Below are 16,885 nucleotides of genomic sequence, written 5' to 3'. Positions count from 1 at the left end.
GAGGCCTGGGCCAGTGAACCACAGCGTAGCGCAGCCAGACACCGGGACATTGGCTCGGCCAGGGGCGATTGCCCTTGGTACCATCCCTCTTCATGACAGTTTCATGACTTGAGAATGACCTGGACCTGGTGGGAGCGGGCTTGCTCGCGAAGGCGGTATTTCAGTTGACGAGGATGCTGACTGGCACAACGCCTTCGCGAGCAAGCCCGCTCCCACAGGGTTGCCTGGCTCGCACCCATCGAAAGGCCTGCTTTTGTGAACGTTCTTTATCGCGCTTCAACCCATCCGCGCGCCGCCCTCATCGCCCTGATTGGCTGCGTACTACTCGTCCCCATGGGCCTGCGTCTCGCCCTCGGCTGGTCCGACCCGCTGGGTTATCTCTCGGACCTGGGTATCGGCGGGTTGCTGATCGTGCTGCTCCATCACCGTTCCGGGTGGCTGGCGTTCCCGGTATTGCTGGCCTGGAGCACGTTGACGCTGGCCAGCATCGAGCTGGTCAGCGCGGTCGGGCGGATGCCCAATCCTTCGGACATTCTTTATCTGACCGACCCGCAGTTCGTTGAAAACTCCACCCGCGGCGGCTTTTCCCATCCATGGCTGGCGGCGATCCAGTTGGCCGCGCTGGCGTTCTGGCTGATGACCCAATGGACCAACCGCCCACGCCAAGCGCCACGCTTGCCTCGCCACGCCTGGGCCGTGCCCGTGTTGCTCCTGCTGAGCCACGGCGCGCTGCAAGCCTGGCGCCCCAGCGAGGCGGACCAATGGAACGTGTTCAACCTGCCTCACCAACTCGTCACGGCGGGTATCGCCGCCGGGCGGGACCAGGCCCGACAATGGCTCGACGGCGATGCCGTGGACCCGGCCCCACCCATGGCAGGGCTGACCCGCCTGGACCTCGATGGCAACAGACTGCTGGCCGAACCCGGGCGTGCGCGCAACGTCCTGGTCATCGCCCTGGAGGGCATTCCCGGCGCCTATGTGGGCGCCAACCGTCAGGCCTTGAAAAGCAGCTATCAGGAGAACCTGATGCCGCACCTCAGCGCCTGGGCCGAGCGCGGCATGAACACCCCCGATTACGTCCTGCACAGCCACCAGACCATCCGGGGCTTGTACGCGATGCTGTGTGGCGACTACGACAAGCTCGACAACGGCACGCCCAAAGGCGTCGAAATGCTCAACCAGAGCCAGCGTAACCAAGCCTGCCTGCCAGCCCAGTTGCGCCAGAACGGCTTTTCCACCCACTTCCTGCAGGGCGCGGGCCTGCGGTTCATGGCCAAGGACCGGATCATGCCGCACATCGGTTTCGACACGACCTTGGGCATGGAATGGTTCACTCGCTCCGCCTACCTGGAATTCCCTTGGGGCAAGGACGACAAGACCTTCTTCGAAGGCGCGCTGGACTACGTCGGGCAACTGCAAAAAGCGGACAAACCCTGGATGCTGACCCTGTTGACCGTGGGCACGCACCAGCCCTACTCGGCCCCAGATGACTACCTGCAACGCTACGACACCGCCAAGCAGGCGGCGGTGGGTTACCTGGACGACGCCCTGGAGAACTTCCTGGCGGGCCTGGAACGCCAGGGCATCCTGGACAACACCCTGGTGGTCATCACCTCGGACGAATCCCATGGCATCGACGACGTGCGGCTGGCCTCGTCCTGGGGGTTCAACCTGACGCTGGCGCCGGAACCGTTGCCCCGGATCAAGTCAGGCACCTACGGCCATGTCGACCTGACCGCCTCGATCCTCGATTACTTCGGCTTTACGGTGCCCACGTCGTTGTCTGGCCGCTCGATGTTCAGGGACTACCCGACGGGCCGGGAAATCATGTCGTTCACCAACGGCAAGCTGCGCTATCACGACGGCAAAGGCACGTTTACCGAGTGCGACTTCCTCCAGCATTGCCGTGACTACACCAGCGCAGGCTTCATCGCCGACCGTGCCACCTATGGCGGGCAATACAGCGGCCAGCGCGCCAGGCTGATCGGCGCCCGGGCCACGGCCCTGGACCAGACCCTGTTGCGCACGCCCTTGAACCAGCATTATCAGTTCGGCGGCGCGGATAAAATCCCGCTGCCGGCCCAGGTCATCGACGACTGGGCCGACAACCTGATCGGTGCCCAGTACCTGGAAATGCCCAAGGGTTCACAGACCCGCGTCAGCCTGACCATCCGCGCCGTCGAGGCAGACCATGCCGCCTACATTTCCCTCAAGGCCAAGGAATTAGAGCAGGATGTGCCGATGGACCTGCCGACAGACGTGGTGGTGACCCCCGACCAGCCGCTGGTGATGAACCTCCGTTTCGACAACCCACAGCAACGCAAGATGTTTTCCTTCCATCTGCTCGGTCATGGGGTCGGCGCCATCGAGATCAGCGACTTCAGCGTCGTGACCGAGCTGCCGGACCAGACCGACCAGCCGCAATACCTGGACGACATGCAGGAAGACAGCGAGGCCCAATCCAGCTAAACAAAAAACGCGCAGCCTTGAACACGGCGGCGCGTTTTTTATTGTTCGGGGCCGGGCTTGATCAATGCTTGATCAATTGCATGATTTCGAATGCGTTCAGTGCCGCCCCCCGCAGTAACTGGTCACCGCTGATGAACAGGTCCAACCCGTGCTTCCCATAGATCAGGTTGTAGCGAATCCGCCCGACTTCCACCGCATGCTTGTAGGTGGAGGTCATGGGCATCGGATAGGCGCCGTACTCGGGCTCATCCACCACTTCAACCCCCGGCGCCGCGCGCAACAACTCACGCACCTGCGCCAATGACTGGATGGTTTTTTTGAACCGCAGGCTCAGGCTCTCGGCATGGGAGCGCAGGGTCGGCACCCGCACCGCCGTGGTGCTGATAGCCAACGCCGGCTCATCCAAGACCTTGCGCAGCTCCCAGACCACTTTCATTTCTTCACGGGTGTAACCATTGGCTTCGAACGAATCGACCTGGGGAATCACGTTGAAAGCCAGGTTATGGGCGAAGTGCTCGCTGTCATCGCGGTCGCCATAATCACTGAAGGACTTGGCCTTCTCCCGCAGCTCCAGCATCGCTGGCTGCCCTGCACCACTGGCGGCCTGGTAAGTGGAAATGATCGCGCTCTCCAACCCGAAGGCCTGATGCAGCGGCCCCAGCACCATCAGCGCAATGGCCGAGGAGCAATTGGGGTTGGCGATCAGTTTTTCGCCCTTGTAACGCTGACCGTTGATGGGCGGCACCAGGAGCGGAATCGCCGGGTGATAACGGAAGGCCGAGGAGTTATCGATGACGTAGGCATTTTCAGCCAGACGCTCGCCGTACTCCAAGGCGAAGGCCCCGGAGACACACAGGAAGACGATATCGCACGCGGCGCATCCCTCGACCGAAAAGGCTTCGATCAGGTGCTCGACCTGCCCCACCTTCAAGCGCTTGCCCGCCGAACGGCCAGAGGCCATGCACACCACTTCATAATCGGTATTTTCAAGCAATTGCAGCATGGTCATGCCCACTGCACCGGTGCAGCCCACCACGGCGACTTTCTTCATTTCGCGTCCCTTTTCCACCTTTGCAAAGGCTCAACCGTCTTGGTTTTCCTGATTGCCTGCGATCGATTGTAGGGAGACAGGCCCGTCCGCTACAGTGCAGCGCAAGACAATAAACGGTGGATTTACGCCAAATGCATACGCATCCCGGAACCGTGGCAATCCTCGTTTATGAAGGCCTGTGTGTGTTCGAGTTTGGTATAGCCCTGGAGATCTTCGGCCTGCCCCGCCCTGAGCTGGATGTAGCGTGGTATGGCCATCAAATCGTTGCCGTCGATCCAGGACCGATGCATGCACTGGGAGGCCTTCGGATAGCCGTCGACGCGGGTCTCGAAGCACTGGATACCGCGCAAACCATCATCATCCCCGGCTGGCGCAGCCACCACGAACCGCCTCCCGAAGCGCTGTTACAAGCACTGCGCCGCGCCCACGCCCGCGGCGCTCGCTTACTGTCCATCTGCTCAGGCGTGTTTGCCCTGGCCGCCACCGGACTGCTCGACGGCAAGACCGCCACCACCCATTGGCAATTCTGCGCAGAACTGGCCGAGCGCTTCCCGCTGATCACGGTTGACCCAAATGTGCTGTATGTCGATTCCGGGCAATTGATCACCTCAGCCGGCAGCGCCGCCGGCATCGATGCCTGCCTGCACCTGATTGCCCGGGACTTCGGCACGCACATCGCCAACTCGGTGGCCCGTCGCCTGGTCATGGCGCCGCAACGGACCGGTGGCCAGGCCCAGTTCATCATCGCCCCCGTGAGCAAGTCACCACGCAACGAACTGACCCGCGTCCTGCAGTGGATGCGTGAAAACCTCGACCAGCCCCTAAGTGTCGGCGACATGGCTGCCCGCGTCGCCATGAGCGAGCGCACCTTCCTGCGCCGCTTCGTCGAAACCACCGGCCTGCCGCCCAAGACCTGGCTGCAACAGGAACGCTTGAACCGGGCACGGGCGCTGCTGGAAAGCACCGACCAGAGCACGGCCGGCATCGCCCAGGCCTGCGGCTATCGGTCGGTGGAGAGTTTCCGGGCCGCGTTCAGGAACGCTATCGGTTTGCCGCCCTCCGCCTATCGCGAAAGATTCGGCGGCGGTGAGGGTCGCCCAGAGGAGGCCTGGGGCTAATCCAGCAACCGATGCAGCTTGGCGTACTGCAACAGCATGATGGTCTTGCCGTCGCAAATCTCCCCGGCCTCGATCATGCCCAAGGCCTGGTCGAGGGACAGCTCCAGCACTTCGATCTCTTCGCCCTCGGCTTCCAGGCCGCCGCCTGCGTGCTGCTTGTCTTCATCGAAGTACTCGCCGACGAAAAAATGCACCCGTTCAGTCACCGAACCCGGGCTCATGAAGGCTTCGAACACCTTGCGCACGTCCTGGATGATATAGCCGGTTTCCTCCTGGGTTTCCTTGCGAATGCAGGTGTGCGGGTCGTCGTTGTCCAACAGGCCGGCGCAGGTTTCGATCAACAGGTCATCGTGCCCGTTGACGAAGGCCGGGAAGCGGAATTGTCGGGTCAACACCACGGTCTGCTTGGCTTTGCTGTACAGCAGGATGGTGGCGCCGTTGCCACGGTCGTAGGTCTCGCGCGTCAGCTCGCGCCATTGGCCATTGCGGCCGAGGTAGTCATAGGTGGTCTTGCGCAGCACGTACCAATCATCCGAGAGGACTTCGACGTGCTTGATGCGTACCCGATCCTTGATGCTGATTGCCTGTGTCATTTGCCCACTCCGTTAGGGACCAGTGGCCACAGGCACAACCATGGCCTGCCAGCCTGTCGAATTGAATCGGCAGGCTAGCAGAAGCGCCATGAATCACTCCACCGTCACAGACTTCGCCAAATTGCGCGGCTGGTCCACATCGGTACCCTTGAGCACAGCGACGTAGTACGACAGCAGCTGCAACGGGATGGTGTAGAGGATCGGCGACAGGATGTCGTGGATGTGCGGCATGTGCACCACGTGGGTGCCTTCGCCATTGGTCATGCCGGCCTTCTCGTCAGCAAAGACAATCAACTGGCCGCCACGGGCGCGCACTTCCTGCAGGTTGGACTTGAGCTTTTCCAGCAGCTCGTTGTTCGGCGCGACGGTGACCACCGGCATGTCGTTATCCACAAGCGCCAGCGGGCCGTGCTTGAGCTCGCCGGCCGGGTAGGCCTCGGCGTGGATGTAGGAGATTTCCTTGAGCTTCAAGGCCCCTTCCATCGCCACCGGGAATTGCGCGCCACGGCCCAGGAACAGGGTGTGGTTCTTCTCGGCGAACAGCTCGGCGATTTTTTCCACGGTGCCGTCCATGGCCAAGGCTTCGCCCAGGCGGGCCGGCAGGCGACGCAGTTCTTCCACCAGCTTGGCCTCGACGCCTTCACCCAGGGTGCCGCGCACCTGGCCCAGGGACAGCGTCAGCAACAGCAGCCCCACCAGCTGCGTGGTGAACGCCTTGGTCGACGCCACACCGATCTCGCGACCGGCCTGGGTCAGCAGGGTCAGGTCGGACTCGCGCACCAGCGAGCTGATGCCCACGTTGCAGATCGCCAGGCTGGCGAGGAAACCCAGTTCCTTGGCATTGCGCAGGGCGGCCAGGGTGTCGGCAGTTTCGCCGGACTGGGAAATGGTGACGAACAGTGAATCGGGTTGCACCACGACTTTGCGATAGCGGAACTCGCTGGCCACTTCGACCTGGCACGGAATACCCGCCAGCTCTTCCAGCCAGTAACGGGCGACCATGCCGGCGTGATAACTGGTGCCGCAGGCCACGATCTGCACGTTGCGGACCTTGGCGAACAATTCGGCCGCTTGTGGACCGAAGGCCTGGACCAGCACCTGTTCCTGACTCATGCGTCCTTCCAGGGTGCGCTGCACAACGGCCGGTTGCTCGTGGATTTCCTTGAGCATGTAATGGCGGAACTCGCCCTTGTCGGCGGCTTCGGCACCGTCGCGGTACTGAACGGTCTCGCGCTCCACGCTTTTGCCATTGAGGTCCCAGATCTGCACGCTGTCGCGACGAATCTCGGCGATATCGCCTTCTTCCAGGTACATGAAGCGATCAGTGACCTGACGCAGCGCCAGTTGATCGGACGCCAGGAAATTTTCCCCCAGGCCCAGGCCGATCACCAGCGGGCTGCCACTGCGGGCTGCTACCAGGCGATCCGGTTGTTTCGCGCTGATCACCGCCAAGCCGTAGGCCCCGTGCAGTTCCTTGACCGTTGCCTTGAGGGCCACGGTCAGGTCCGCCAGATCCTTGAGCTTGTGGGTGAGCAAATGGGCAATGACTTCGGTGTCGGTGTCGGAAGTGAACACATAGCCGAGCGCCTTCAGCTGTTCGCGCAACGCTTCATAGTTCTCGATGATGCCGTTGTGCACCACCGCCAGGTCGCCGGAGAAATGCGGATGGGCGTTACGCTCGCACGGCGCGCCATGGGTGGCCCAACGGGTATGGGCAATGCCCAGGCGACCGACCAGCGGTTCGGCGTCCAGCGCTCGTTCCAGTTCGCTGACCTTGCCTGGACGACGCATGCGCTCAAGCTTTTCGTCGTTGGTGAAAACCGCCACGCCAGCGCTGTCATAGCCGCGATATTCAAGACGCTTGAGGCCCTCAAGCAAGATGGCAGTGATGTTGCGTTCAGCTACGGCGCCGACAATTCCACACATGCTATTTCTCCTGGCTGACAGGCGCGCAGATCACGGTGATGCCGCGGGCCTGAATCTGATCGCGGGCCTCTACGGGCAGGCGATCATCGGTAATGAGGGTATGGACGCTGCTCCACGGCAGTTCCAGATTGGGGATCTTGCGGCCGATCTTGTCGGCCTCCACCATCACGATCACTTCCCGGGCAACCTCAGCCATCACACGGCTCAGGCCCAGCAGTTCGTTGAAGGTGGTGGTACCTCGAACCAGATCGAGGCCGTCGGCACCGATGAACAGCTGGTCGAAATCGTAGGAACGCAGAACCTGCTCGGCCACCTGGCCCTGGAACGACTCGGAATGAGGGTCCCAAGTGCCGCCGGTCATCAACAGCACCGGCTCGTGCTCCAGTTCACTCAAGGCATTGGCAACGTGCAGGGAATTGGTCATGACCACCAGGCCCGGCTGTTGGCCGAGTTGCGGAATCATGGCCGCCGTGGTGCTGCCGCTGTCGATGATGATGCGCGCGTGCTCGCGGATCCGCTTCACGGCGGCCCGGGCAATGGCCAGTTTGTACTTGGAGACGGCTTGCCCGTTATCGGCCACCAACTCCTGCGGCATCGGTACCGCGCCACCGTAGCGACGCAGCAGCAGGCCGTTGGTTTCCAGGGCGGCGAGGTCCTTGCGAATCGTAACTTCCGAGGTTTCGAAGCGCTTGGCCAGCTCATCCACACTGACCTCACCCTGCTCCTGGAGCAGGGCAAGGATGTTGTGACGGCGCTGTGGCGTGTTGCGTTTCGACATGGCGGCTTAAGTTTCGATTCGAAAGATAACGTAAGCAATCAAAACCTATTGAAGCGATATCGTCAAGGCGCCAGAAGAAAAATTCAGAAATCACGCAAATCGAATGTGGGAGCGGGCTTGCTCACGAATGCGTTGAGTCAGCAACGAATTAATTGGCTGAACCACCGCTTTCGCGAGCAAGCCCGCTCCCACAAGGGGGATGTGGATAACTTCAGGATTTCTTGATTTTCTCCGGCCGCTTCCAGCCGTCGATGTTGCGTTGGCGGGCGCGTCCGACTGCCAATTGGCCTTTATCCACATTCTGGGTAAGGGTCGAACCGGCTGCCGTGGTCGCACCGCTGGAGATATCCACAGGTGCTACCAAGGAGTTGTTAGAGCCGATGAACACATCTTCGCCCAACACGGTTTTCCACTTGTTGGCGCCATCGTAGTTGCAGGTAATGGTCCCGGCGCCGATGTTGGTGCGGGCGCCGACTTCAGCGTCACCGAGGTAGGTCAGGTGCCCGGCCTTGGCGCCCTCGCCCAGATGAGCGTTTTTCAGTTCAACGAAGTTACCCACATGGGCACGGGCTTCCAGCACCGAACCCGGGCGCAGGCGGGCAAACGGGCCGGCGTCGCTGCCCTCCCCCATGATTGCACCGTCGAGATGGCTGTTGGCTTTGATCACCACGCCTTTGCGCAGGGTGCTGTCCTTGATCACGCAGTTCGGGCCGATGACCACGTCGTCTTCGATGACAACCTTGCCTTCGAGGATGACGTTGATGTCGATGACCACGTCGCGACCCACGCTGACGTCACCGCGCACGTCGAAACGGGCCGGATCGCGCAGGGTCACGCCTTGGGCCATCAGGCGGCGAGCGGCGCGCAATTGATAGTGGCGCTCCAGCTCGGCCAGTTGCCGGCGATCGTTGGCGCCCTGCACTTCCATGGCGTCCAGCGGCTGCTCGGTGGCGACCACCAACCCGTCGCTGACCGCCATGGCAATCACGTCGGTCAGGTAGTACTCGCCCTGGGCGTTGTTGTTCGACAGACGACTCATCCAGTCACCCAGGCGCTCGGCCGGCACGGCCAGAATCCCGGTGTTGCCTTCAGTGATCGCGCGCTGGGCTTCGTTGGCGTCCTTCTGCTCGACAATCGCCATCACCTGGCCGTCGGCGTTGCGCACAATGCGGCCGTAACCGGTGGGGTCATCCAGCTCGACGGTCAGCAAGCCCAACTGCTGTGGGGCAACGTGCTTGAGCAGGCGCTGCAAGGTCTCGACTTCGATCAGCGGCACATCGCCGTAAAGAATCAGCACCGTATCCGCCGTGATGAACGGCACGGCCTGGGCCACCGCATGGCCTGTGCCCAGTTGTTTGTCCTGCAGGACGAAATTCAGGTCATCGGCGGCCAGGCGTTCGCGCACCGCATCGGCACCGTGGCCGATCACCACGTGAATGCGCTGTGGATCAAGTTGCCGGGCGCTGTGGATAACATGGCCGAGCATGGAATTGCCGGCTACCGGGTGCAAGACCTTGGGCAGCGCCGAACGCATGCGGGTGCCTTGACCGGCCGCGAGGATAACGATTTCGAGAGACATGACTGGCTACCAATCCTGGGTGGTCAGCGGCTGCGACCAGATGATGAGTATCGGGAAAAGAAAAAAGGGTAGCCGAGGCTACCCTTTTTAATCAATCGCACAGAAAGCAGACGGCTTAGCCGCCGAACTTCTTGCGGATCTGCTGGACGGTGCGCAGCTGGGCTGCGGCCTCGGCCAGACGTGCAGCAGCAGAACCGTAATCGAACTCCGCGCCACGCTCGTGCAGGGCCTTCTCGGCAGCCTTGACGGCTTCCTGAGCGGAGGCTTCGTCCAGGTCGGCAGCACGTTGCACAGTGTCGGCAAGGACCTTGACCATGTTCGGCTGAACCTCGAGGAAACCACCGGAGATGTAATACACCTCGGCTTCCCCGCCCTGCTTGATCAAGCGGATCGGACCCGGTTTCAGATTAGTGATCAGCGGTGCGTGACCCAGAGCGATACCAAGATCACCCAGCTCACCATGCGCAATCACCATCTCGACCAGACCGGAGAAGATTTCCCCTTCCGCACTGACGATATCGCAATGGACTGTCATAGCCATCTGATTGCCTCAACCTAAATTAGCGCCCGTTGCCGGGCGCCGGGATTACAGTTTCTTGGCTTTCTCGATCGCTTCTTCGATGCCGCCGACCATGTAGAACGCTTGTTCTGGCAGGTGGTCGTAGTCACCGTTGAGGATGCCTTTGAAGCCAGCAATGGTGTCTTTCAGGGAAACGTATTTACCCGAGGCACCGGTGAAGACTTCAGCCACGAAGAACGGCTGCGACAAGAAGCGCTGGATCTTACGAGCGCGGGATACCAACTGCTTGTCGGCTTCCGACAGCTCGTCCATACCCAGGATCGCGATGATGTCCTTCAGCTCTTTGTAGCGCTGCAGCACGTACTGGACGCCGCGAGCGGTGTCGTAGTGCTCCTGGCCGATCACGTTCGGATCCAGCTGGCGCGAAGTCGAGTCCAGTGGGTCAACCGCTGGGTAGATACCCAGGGAAGCGATGTCACGGGACAGAACGACGGTGGCGTCCAAGTGGGCGAAGGTGGTCGCTGGCGACGGGTCGGTCAAGTCATCCGCAGGTACGTATACCGCTTGGATCGAAGTGATCGAACCTTCCTTGGTCGAAGTGATACGTTCTTGCAGAACGCCCATCTCTTCAGCCAGGGTCGGCTGGTAACCTACTGCCGAAGGCATACGGCCCAGCAGTGCGGATACTTCGGTACCGGCCAGGGTGTAACGGTAGATGTTGTCGACGAACAGCAGAACGTCGTTACCTTCGTCACGGAACTTCTCGGCCATGGTCAGGCCGGTCAGGGCTACGCGCAGACGGTTGCCCGGCGGCTCGTTCATCTGGCCATAGACCAGTGCCACTTTGTCCAGAACGTTGGAATCCTTCATCTCGTGGTAGAAGTCGTTACCCTCACGAGTACGCTCACCCACACCGGCGAACACGGAATAACCGCTGTGCTCGATGGCGATGTTACGGATCAGTTCCATCATGTTTACGGTCTTGCCTACACCGGCACCACCGAACAGACCGACTTTACCGCCCTTGGCGAACGGGCAAACCAGGTCGATAACCTTGATGCCGGTTTCCAGCAGGTCGTTGCCGCCTGCCTGTTCAGCGAAGGATGGCGCAGGACGGTGAATGCCCCAGCGCTCTTCGGTGTCGATCGGACCCGCTTCGTCGATCGGGTTACCCAGTACGTCCATGATCCGGCCCAGGGTCGCTTTACCGACCGGTACGGAGATGGCTGCGCCAGAGTCGATAACGTCCAGACCGCGCTTCAAGCCTTCGGTAGAACCCATCGCAATGGTACGAACGATGCCGTCGCCCAGCTGCTGCTGAACTTCCAGGGTAGTTTCCGCGCCTTGTACTTTCAGCGCGTTGTAGATGCTCGGTACGCTGTCGCGTGGAAATTCCACGTCGATAACGGCGCCGATGATTTGAACGATACGTCCGCTACTCATAGCTGGATCCTCTGAATATTTGAACCGTTAAACCGCGGCAGCGCCGCCGACGATTTCCGAGATCTCTTGGGTGATCGCAGCCTGACGCGCCTTGTTGTAGATCAGCTGCAAATCGCTGATCAAATCACCGGCGTTGTCGGTAGCGTTCTTCATCGCGATCATCCGCGCTGCTTGTTCAGCTGCGTTGTTCTCGACCACCGCCTGGTAGACCTGCGACTCCACGTAGCGGACCATCAAGCCGTCAAGCAGCTCCTTGGCATCCGGTTCGTAGAGATAGTCCCAGTGGTGCTTGAGTTCCTGTTCCGGGGTCGCCACCAGTGGGATCAATTGCTCCACGGTTGGCTGTTGCGTCATGGTGTTGATGAACTTGTTGGATACCACGGACAGGCGGTCAATCCGGCCTTCCAGGTAAGCATCCAGCATCACCTTGACGCTGCCGATCAGGTCATTGATCGACGGTTCTTCACCCAGGTGGCTGATAGCAGCGACGACGTTGCCGCCGAAGTTGCGGAAGAAAGCCGCACCCTTGCTACCAATCACGCACAGATCGATCTCGACGCCTTGTTCGCGGTTTACAGCCATGTCCTTGACCAGGGCCTTGAACAGGTTGGTGTTCAAGCCACCACACAGACCACGGTCACTGCTCACCACGACGTAACCGACGCGCTTGATAGCACGGTCGATCATGAACGGGTGGCGATATTCCGGGTTGGCGTTGGCCAGATGACCAATAACCTGGCGGATGCGCTCCGCATAAGGGCGGCTAGCAGCCATGCGCATTTGTGCCTTGCGCATTTTGCTGACCGCCACTTTTTCCATGGCGCTGGTAATTTTTTGCGTGCTTTTGATGCTCGCAATCTTACTGCGAATCTCTTTTGCGCCTGCCATGTAACACCTATCAGGTTAGCAAGCGGGAGCCTTGCGACTCCCGCTGCGGCTTACCAGGTTTGGGTGGCCTTGAACTTCTCGATACCGGCTTTCATGCCAGCGTCGATTTCGTCATTGAAGTCACCCTTCACGTTGATCTTGGCCAACAAGTCGGCGTGATCGCGGTTGAAGTAAGCAATCAGCGCTTGTTCAAAGCTGCCGACCTTGGCGATTTCAACGTCAGTCAGGAACCCACGCTCAGCGGCATACAGCGACAGCGCCATGTCAGCGATCGACATTGGTGCGTATTGCTTCTGCTTCATCAGCTCGGTAACGCGCTGACCATGCTCAAGTTGCTTACGGGTCGCTTCGTCCAGGTCAGAAGCGAACTGGGCGAATGCCGCCAGTTCACGGTACTGGGCCAGGGCGGTACGGATACCACCGGACAGCTTCTTGATGATCTTGGTCTGAGCGGCACCACCCACACGGGATACCGAAACACCGGCGTTCACAGCAGGACGGATCCCGGAGTTGAACATGGCCGATTCCAGGAAGATCTGACCGTCGGTGATGGAAATCACGTTGGTCGGAACGAACGCGGAAACGTCGCCAGCCTGGGTTTCGATGATCGGCAGAGCGGTCAGGGAGCCGGTCTTGCCGGTCACTGCGCCGTTGGTGAACTTCTCTACGTACTCTTCCGAAACGCGGGATGCGCGCTCCAGCAGACGGGAGTGGAGATAGAACACGTCGCCTGGGTAGGCTTCACGGCCTGGTGGACGGCGCAGCAGCAGGGAGATCTGGCGGTAAGCCACTGCCTGCTTGGACAGATCGTCATAAACGATCAGCGCGTCTTCACCGCGGTCGCGGAAGTATTCGCCCATGGTGCAACCGGAGTACGGTGCCAGGAACTGCAGCGCAGGAGATTCCGATGCGCTGGCCGCCACGATGATCGTGTTGGCCAGGGCGCCGTTTTCTTCCAGCTTGCGAACCACGTTGGCGATGGTCGATTGCTTCTGACCGATGGCTACGTAGACGCAGAAAATGCCGCTGTTCTTCTGGTTGATGATCGCGTCGATCGCCAGAGCGGTCTTACCGATCTGACGGTCACCGATGATCAGCTCACGCTGGCCACGGCCGACAGGGATCATGGCATCGACAGCCTTGTAGCCAGTCTGTACAGGCTGGTCTACCGACTTACGCCAGATCACGCCAGGAGCAACTTTCTCGACCGCGTCGGTCTCGGTGTTGTTCAGCGGACCTTTGCCGTCAACAGGGTTACCCAGTGCGTCGACGACGCGACCCAGCAGTTCCTTACCCACCGGAACTTCGAGGATGCGGCCGGTGCACTTGGCGCTCATGCCTTCGGCCAGCGACTGGTAGGAACCCAGTACAACGGCACCTACGGAGTCTTGCTCCAGGTTGAGGGCCATACCGTAGACGCCGCCCGGAAACTCGATCATCTCGCCGTACATGACGTCGGCCAGACCGTGAATCCGCACGATACCGTCAGATACGCTGACGACAGTGCCTTCGTTACGGGCTTGGGAGGTCACATCGAGCTTGTCGATGCGGCCCTTGATAATTTCACTTATTTCGGAAGGATTGAGTTGCTGCATTGCTCTGCTGCCCCTTCAAACTCAAGATTTCAATGCTTCGGCAAGTTTCGCGATTTTGCCGCGAATCGAGCCATCGATAACCAGGTCGCCGGCGCGGATTACAACGCCCCCTATCAGGGACTTGTCTTCCTCGACTTGCAGGCGCACTTCCCGGTTGAGTCGTGCACTGAGAACCTTGGCGAGTTTGTCTTGCTGTTCTTGGTTCAATGCGAAAGCACTGGTCACTTCCACGTCTACCGACTTCTCTTGCTCGGCCTTGTACAGGTCGAAAAGAGTGGCGATCTCCGGCAGAAGCAGGAGACGGTCGTTTTCGGCAACGACGTGAATGAAATTCTGTGCCTTGGCATCGAACTTGTCGCCGCACACGTCAATGAACGTGGCGGCCTTTTCTGCGCTCGTCAGTCGCGGGGCCTTGAGCACGCGCTGCATGGTGTCGTCTTGCGACACCGCTGCAGCCAGGCCGAGCATGGCTGACCAATTGGCCAGTTGCTGGTGGGCCTGAGCGTGCTCGAAGGCCGCCTTAGCGTAAGGTCGGGCCAACGTGGTCAGTTCTGCCATGATCGCCCTCGCTTAGATTTCAGCAGCCAGTTGGTTAACCAGCTCTGCGTGCGCGTTTTGATCGATTGTGGCACCCAGGATCTTCGAAGCACCGCCAACGGCCAGGGCACCCACTTGGGCACGCAGCGCGTCTTTGACACTGTTGAGTTCCTGTTCGATCTCGGCTTGAGCCTGAGCCTTCACACGGTCAGCTTCGACGCGAGCCTGTTCACGGGCTTCGTCGACAATCTGGGTACCGCGTTTCTTGGCTTGCTCGATGATTTCAGCTGCCTGAGCTTTCGCTTCGCGCAGTTGCTGACCCACTTTCTCATGGGCCAACTCCAGGTCGCGAGCTGCACGGCTGGCAGCGTCCAGACCATCAGCGATCTTCTTTTGACGTTCGTGCAATGCCGCAATGACCGGAGGCCATACGAACTTCATGCAGAACAGTACAAAAATCAGGAACGCAACGGACTGGCCAATCAGGGTCGCATTAATGTTCACGCCAACACCTCGCAGTTACGTTGTCCATCACACCAATCTACTCGAGACATCCGAGTAATTAGCCAGCGATTTGACCAACGAACGGGTTCGCAAAGGTGAAGAACAGCGCGATACCAACACCGATCATGGTCACGGCGTCGAGCAGACCGGCCACGATGAACATTTTGACTTGCAGCATTGGAACCATTTCTGGCTGACGCGCTGCGCCTTCCAGGAACTTGCCGCCCAACAGGCCGAAACCAATTGCGGTACCCAGTGCGCCCAGGCCGATCAACAGTGCAACAGCGATAGCGGTTAGACCAACTACAGTTTCCATCTTTCCTCCCGACTTTTACGTCGTATGGTTTAGGTTTTTTAGATTAAAGCGGTAAAACAAATCGTTTCTCAGCCCGGTTCGGGCTCCTTCCCGTTTGACCGGGAAGGACATCAGACTAGTCGAGACTGGTCTTAATGGTTTTCTTCGTGCGCCATCGACAGGTAGACGATGGTCAGCATCATGAAGATGAACGCCTGCAGGGTGATGATCAGGATGTGGAACACAGCCCACGCCCATTGCAGGACTACACCCAGGCCGCTGAGCCACAGCAGGCCGCTGCCGAACATCACAGCGATCAGGATGAACACCAGTTCGCCGGCATACATGTTGCCGAACAGACGCAGTGCCAGAGAAATCGGCTTGGCGATCAGGGTTACGAATTCCAGCAGGAAGTTCACCGGAATCAGCAGGGCTTGAACGAGGATGTTCTTGCTGCCGAACGGGTGCAGGGTCAGTTCGCCGATGAAGCCGCCGATGCCCTTGACCTTGATGCTATAGAAAATGATCAGTGCGAAAACCGAGAGCGCCATACCCAGGGTCGCGTTCGGGTCGGTGGTCGACACAGCGCGGAATGGGATGTGTGCATCACCGGAGATCAGGATGGCCAGCTGAGGAATCCAGTCGACCGGTACCAGGTCGACGGCGTTCATCAGGAACACCCAGACGAAGATGGTCAGTGCCAGCGGTGCGATCACCGGGCTACGGCCATGGAAGCTGTCTTTCACGCTGCCATCGACGAATTCGACCAGTACTTCAACGAAGTTCTGCAGTGCACCAGGCTGACCGGAGGTCGCCTTCTTTGCCGCCATGCGGAAAAGAAGAACGAAGATCAGGCCCAGTGCGACCGACCAGCCGAGGGTATCGACGTGGAAAGCCCAGAAGCCCATTTCCTTGGCTTCTGCTGCGGTGTGGGCAAAGCCCCAGCCGCCGTTGGGTAGCTGACCGAAGGTCAGGTTCTGCAAGTGGTGCTGGATATAGCCCGAAGCGGTTGTCTCTGCCATGGTTGCCTCAAACGCCCTAAGGTCTCGAAAGTCTTGTTCTCATTAGCAGGGGAGCGAACCAGCTAACCAGTTGGGTCAGCACGAAGACGCTGAATACAGCCAGCGGCGCCAGTGGCTTCACACCTGCGAACGTCAATGCAAACAGCACTGCCGTCAAAATCAGTTTCCCCGCCTCGCCGGCATAAAAAGACCGGACGATAGCCTGGGCTGCTCGGGCGCCGGAAAACCGAAAGGCCCTGTGAGCAAAGTAAATATTGGGAAGCAAGGCTATCAGGCCTCCGCAAAGCCCTGAGTATCCGGCGACGACTCCTTTCCATTGCCAGAGCGCCAATGTGGCGATCAGTACGACGGTGAATTGAGCCATCAAAACCGGGAAAACTGCCAGACGATGGAACGGCAAGCGGTTTGGCGTGCGGGTTTCCATCGCTTTTGCTCTCCAATAGTCGGCCGCCATAATTCAATAACTTGGCATAATTTGTGCCGACAAAATGCGCGCAGAGTATAGGGGCGGTTCTGCCCCTATTCAACTGCCAGGTAGTGATTTCCGACTGCGCGCTACAAGAGCAA

At 59.9% G+C, this 16,885-nt stretch carries 16 protein-coding genes; 2 read left to right on the top strand and 14 right to left on the bottom strand.

All coding sequences use genetic code 11. The features are described from left to right. Positions 1-255: 255 nt before the first annotated feature. Entirely contained in the window at positions 256-2,469 is a 2,214-nt protein-coding gene (locus tag AD662_RS06835) for an LTA synthase family protein (protein WP_053186197.1), read from the top strand. A gap of 61 nt (positions 2,470-2,530) precedes the next feature. Here AD662_RS06835 and AD662_RS06830 read toward each other — a convergent pair whose 3' ends face one another. Continuing rightward, a complete protein-coding gene (locus AD662_RS06830) occupies positions 2,531-3,520 on the bottom strand; it encodes an aspartate-semialdehyde dehydrogenase (protein ID WP_018613861.1) in 990 nt (329 codons plus the stop codon). A gap of 131 nt (positions 3,521-3,651) precedes the next feature. Here AD662_RS06830 and ftrA point away from each other — a divergent pair, with 131 nt between their 5' ends. Further along, positions 3,652-4,638 carry a transcriptional regulator FtrA gene (gene ftrA, locus AD662_RS06825; RefSeq protein WP_033062936.1) on the top strand — a complete coding sequence of 329 codons (987 nt, stop codon included), beginning with the start codon at positions 3,652-3,654 and terminating at the stop codon, positions 4,636-4,638. Here the strand turns inward: ftrA and nudK are convergent. The 13 genes from nudK to AD662_RS06760 all read right to left on the bottom strand — a co-directional run bounded on the left by nudK (position 4,635) and on the right by AD662_RS06760 (position 16,742). Continuing rightward, complete coding sequence (gene nudK, locus AD662_RS06820; protein ID WP_018613855.1) at positions 4,635-5,231, bottom strand: GDP-mannose pyrophosphatase NudK; 597 nt, start codon at positions 5,229-5,231, stop codon at positions 4,635-4,637. The genes ftrA and nudK overlap by 4 nt on opposite strands. 93 nt (positions 5,232-5,324) lie before the next feature. Beyond that, positions 5,325-7,157, bottom strand: coding sequence for a glutamine--fructose-6-phosphate transaminase (isomerizing) (gene glmS / locus AD662_RS06815; protein ID WP_018613853.1), 1,833 nt, complete (start codon positions 7,155-7,157; stop codon positions 5,325-5,327). 1 nt (position 7,158) lies between these two features. Further along, entirely contained in the window at positions 7,159-7,935 is a 777-nt protein-coding gene (locus AD662_RS06810; RefSeq protein WP_018613851.1) for a DeoR/GlpR family DNA-binding transcription regulator, read from the bottom strand. 211 nt (positions 7,936-8,146) lie between these two features. Continuing rightward, on the bottom strand, positions 8,147-9,514 hold the full coding sequence (gene glmU, locus AD662_RS06805; protein WP_018613849.1) for a bifunctional UDP-N-acetylglucosamine diphosphorylase/glucosamine-1-phosphate N-acetyltransferase GlmU: 1,368 nt from the start codon (positions 9,512-9,514) through the stop codon (positions 8,147-8,149). Between the two features lie 115 nt (positions 9,515-9,629). Next, positions 9,630-10,055 (bottom strand): F0F1 ATP synthase subunit epsilon, encoded by a 426-nt coding sequence (locus AD662_RS06800; protein ID WP_003207087.1) that lies wholly within the window; start codon positions 10,053-10,055, stop codon positions 9,630-9,632. 45 nt (positions 10,056-10,100) lie between these two features. Further along, positions 10,101-11,477, bottom strand: a complete 1,377-nt coding sequence (gene atpD / locus AD662_RS06795) for a F0F1 ATP synthase subunit beta (protein ID WP_003207089.1) — start codon at positions 11,475-11,477, stop codon at positions 10,101-10,103. 27 nt (positions 11,478-11,504) lie between these two features. Next, positions 11,505-12,365, bottom strand: coding sequence for a F0F1 ATP synthase subunit gamma (atpG, locus tag AD662_RS06790; RefSeq protein ID WP_003207090.1), 861 nt, complete (start codon positions 12,363-12,365; stop codon positions 11,505-11,507). A 50-nt stretch (positions 12,366-12,415) separates the two neighbouring features. Continuing rightward, positions 12,416-13,960: a F0F1 ATP synthase subunit alpha gene (gene atpA / locus AD662_RS06785; protein WP_003207093.1), complete on the bottom strand. Its 1,545-nt coding sequence runs from the start codon at positions 13,958-13,960 to the stop codon at positions 12,416-12,418. A 21-nt stretch (positions 13,961-13,981) separates the two neighbouring features. Next, positions 13,982-14,518, bottom strand: a complete 537-nt coding sequence (locus AD662_RS06780; protein WP_003207094.1) for a F0F1 ATP synthase subunit delta — start codon at positions 14,516-14,518, stop codon at positions 13,982-13,984. Between the two features lie 12 nt (positions 14,519-14,530). Continuing rightward, positions 14,531-15,001 carry a F0F1 ATP synthase subunit B gene (locus AD662_RS06775; RefSeq protein ID WP_003187193.1) on the bottom strand — a complete coding sequence of 157 codons (471 nt, stop codon included), beginning with the start codon at positions 14,999-15,001 and terminating at the stop codon, positions 14,531-14,533. Positions 15,002-15,059: 58 nt separating this feature from the next. Beyond that, a complete protein-coding gene (gene atpE / locus AD662_RS06770) occupies positions 15,060-15,317 on the bottom strand; it encodes a F0F1 ATP synthase subunit C (protein ID WP_003097235.1) in 258 nt (85 codons plus the stop codon). Between the two features lie 131 nt (positions 15,318-15,448). Further along, complete coding sequence (gene atpB / locus AD662_RS06765) at positions 15,449-16,318, bottom strand: F0F1 ATP synthase subunit A (RefSeq protein ID WP_018613768.1); 870 nt, start codon at positions 16,316-16,318, stop codon at positions 15,449-15,451. 16 nt (positions 16,319-16,334) lie between these two features. Then, positions 16,335-16,742, bottom strand: a complete 408-nt coding sequence (locus AD662_RS06760) for a F0F1 ATP synthase subunit I (RefSeq protein WP_014340990.1) — start codon at positions 16,740-16,742, stop codon at positions 16,335-16,337. Positions 16,743-16,885: the final 143 nt, after the last annotated feature.

Source organism: Pseudomonas kilonensis (assembly GCF_001269885.1).
Classification (GTDB): Bacteria; Pseudomonadota; Gammaproteobacteria; order Pseudomonadales; family Pseudomonadaceae; genus Aquipseudomonas; species Aquipseudomonas kilonensis.
This window is presented reverse-complemented; position numbering and strand designations above follow the sequence as displayed.

What these genes read in the sequence shown, in the direction of transcription:
- AD662_RS06830 (WP_018613861.1), bottom strand. Translation starts at nt 3,520, where the DNA reads ATGAAGAAAGTCGCCGTGGTGGGCTGCACCGGTGCAGTGGGCATGACC.
- ftrA (WP_033062936.1), top strand. Translation starts at nt 3,652, where the DNA reads ATGCATACGCATCCCGGAACCGTGGCAATCCTCGTTTATGAAGGCCTG.
- nudK (WP_018613855.1), bottom strand. Translation starts at nt 5,231, where the DNA reads ATGACACAGGCAATCAGCATCAAGGATCGGGTACGCATCAAGCACGTC.
- glmS (WP_018613853.1), bottom strand. Translation starts at nt 7,157, where the DNA reads ATGTGTGGAATTGTCGGCGCCGTAGCTGAACGCAACATCACTGCCATC.
- AD662_RS06810 (WP_018613851.1), bottom strand. Translation starts at nt 7,935, where the DNA reads ATGTCGAAACGCAACACGCCACAGCGCCGTCACAACATCCTTGCCCTG.
- glmU (WP_018613849.1), bottom strand. Translation starts at nt 9,514, where the DNA reads ATGTCTCTCGAAATCGTTATCCTCGCGGCCGGTCAAGGCACCCGCATG.
- AD662_RS06800 (WP_003207087.1), bottom strand. Translation starts at nt 10,055, where the DNA reads ATGGCTATGACAGTCCATTGCGATATCGTCAGTGCGGAAGGGGAAATC.
- atpD (WP_003207089.1), bottom strand. Translation starts at nt 11,477, where the DNA reads ATGAGTAGCGGACGTATCGTTCAAATCATCGGCGCCGTTATCGACGTG.
- atpG (WP_003207090.1), bottom strand. Translation starts at nt 12,365, where the DNA reads ATGGCAGGCGCAAAAGAGATTCGCAGTAAGATTGCGAGCATCAAAAGC.
- atpA (WP_003207093.1), bottom strand. Translation starts at nt 13,960, where the DNA reads ATGCAGCAACTCAATCCTTCCGAAATAAGTGAAATTATCAAGGGCCGC.
- AD662_RS06780 (WP_003207094.1), bottom strand. Translation starts at nt 14,518, where the DNA reads ATGGCAGAACTGACCACGTTGGCCCGACCTTACGCTAAGGCGGCCTTC.
- atpE (WP_003097235.1), bottom strand. Translation starts at nt 15,317, where the DNA reads ATGGAAACTGTAGTTGGTCTAACCGCTATCGCTGTTGCACTGTTGATC.
- atpB (WP_018613768.1), bottom strand. Translation starts at nt 16,318, where the DNA reads ATGGCAGAGACAACCGCTTCGGGCTATATCCAGCACCACTTGCAGAAC.
- AD662_RS06760 (WP_014340990.1), bottom strand. Translation starts at nt 16,742, where the DNA reads ATGGAAACCCGCACGCCAAACCGCTTGCCGTTCCATCGTCTGGCAGTT.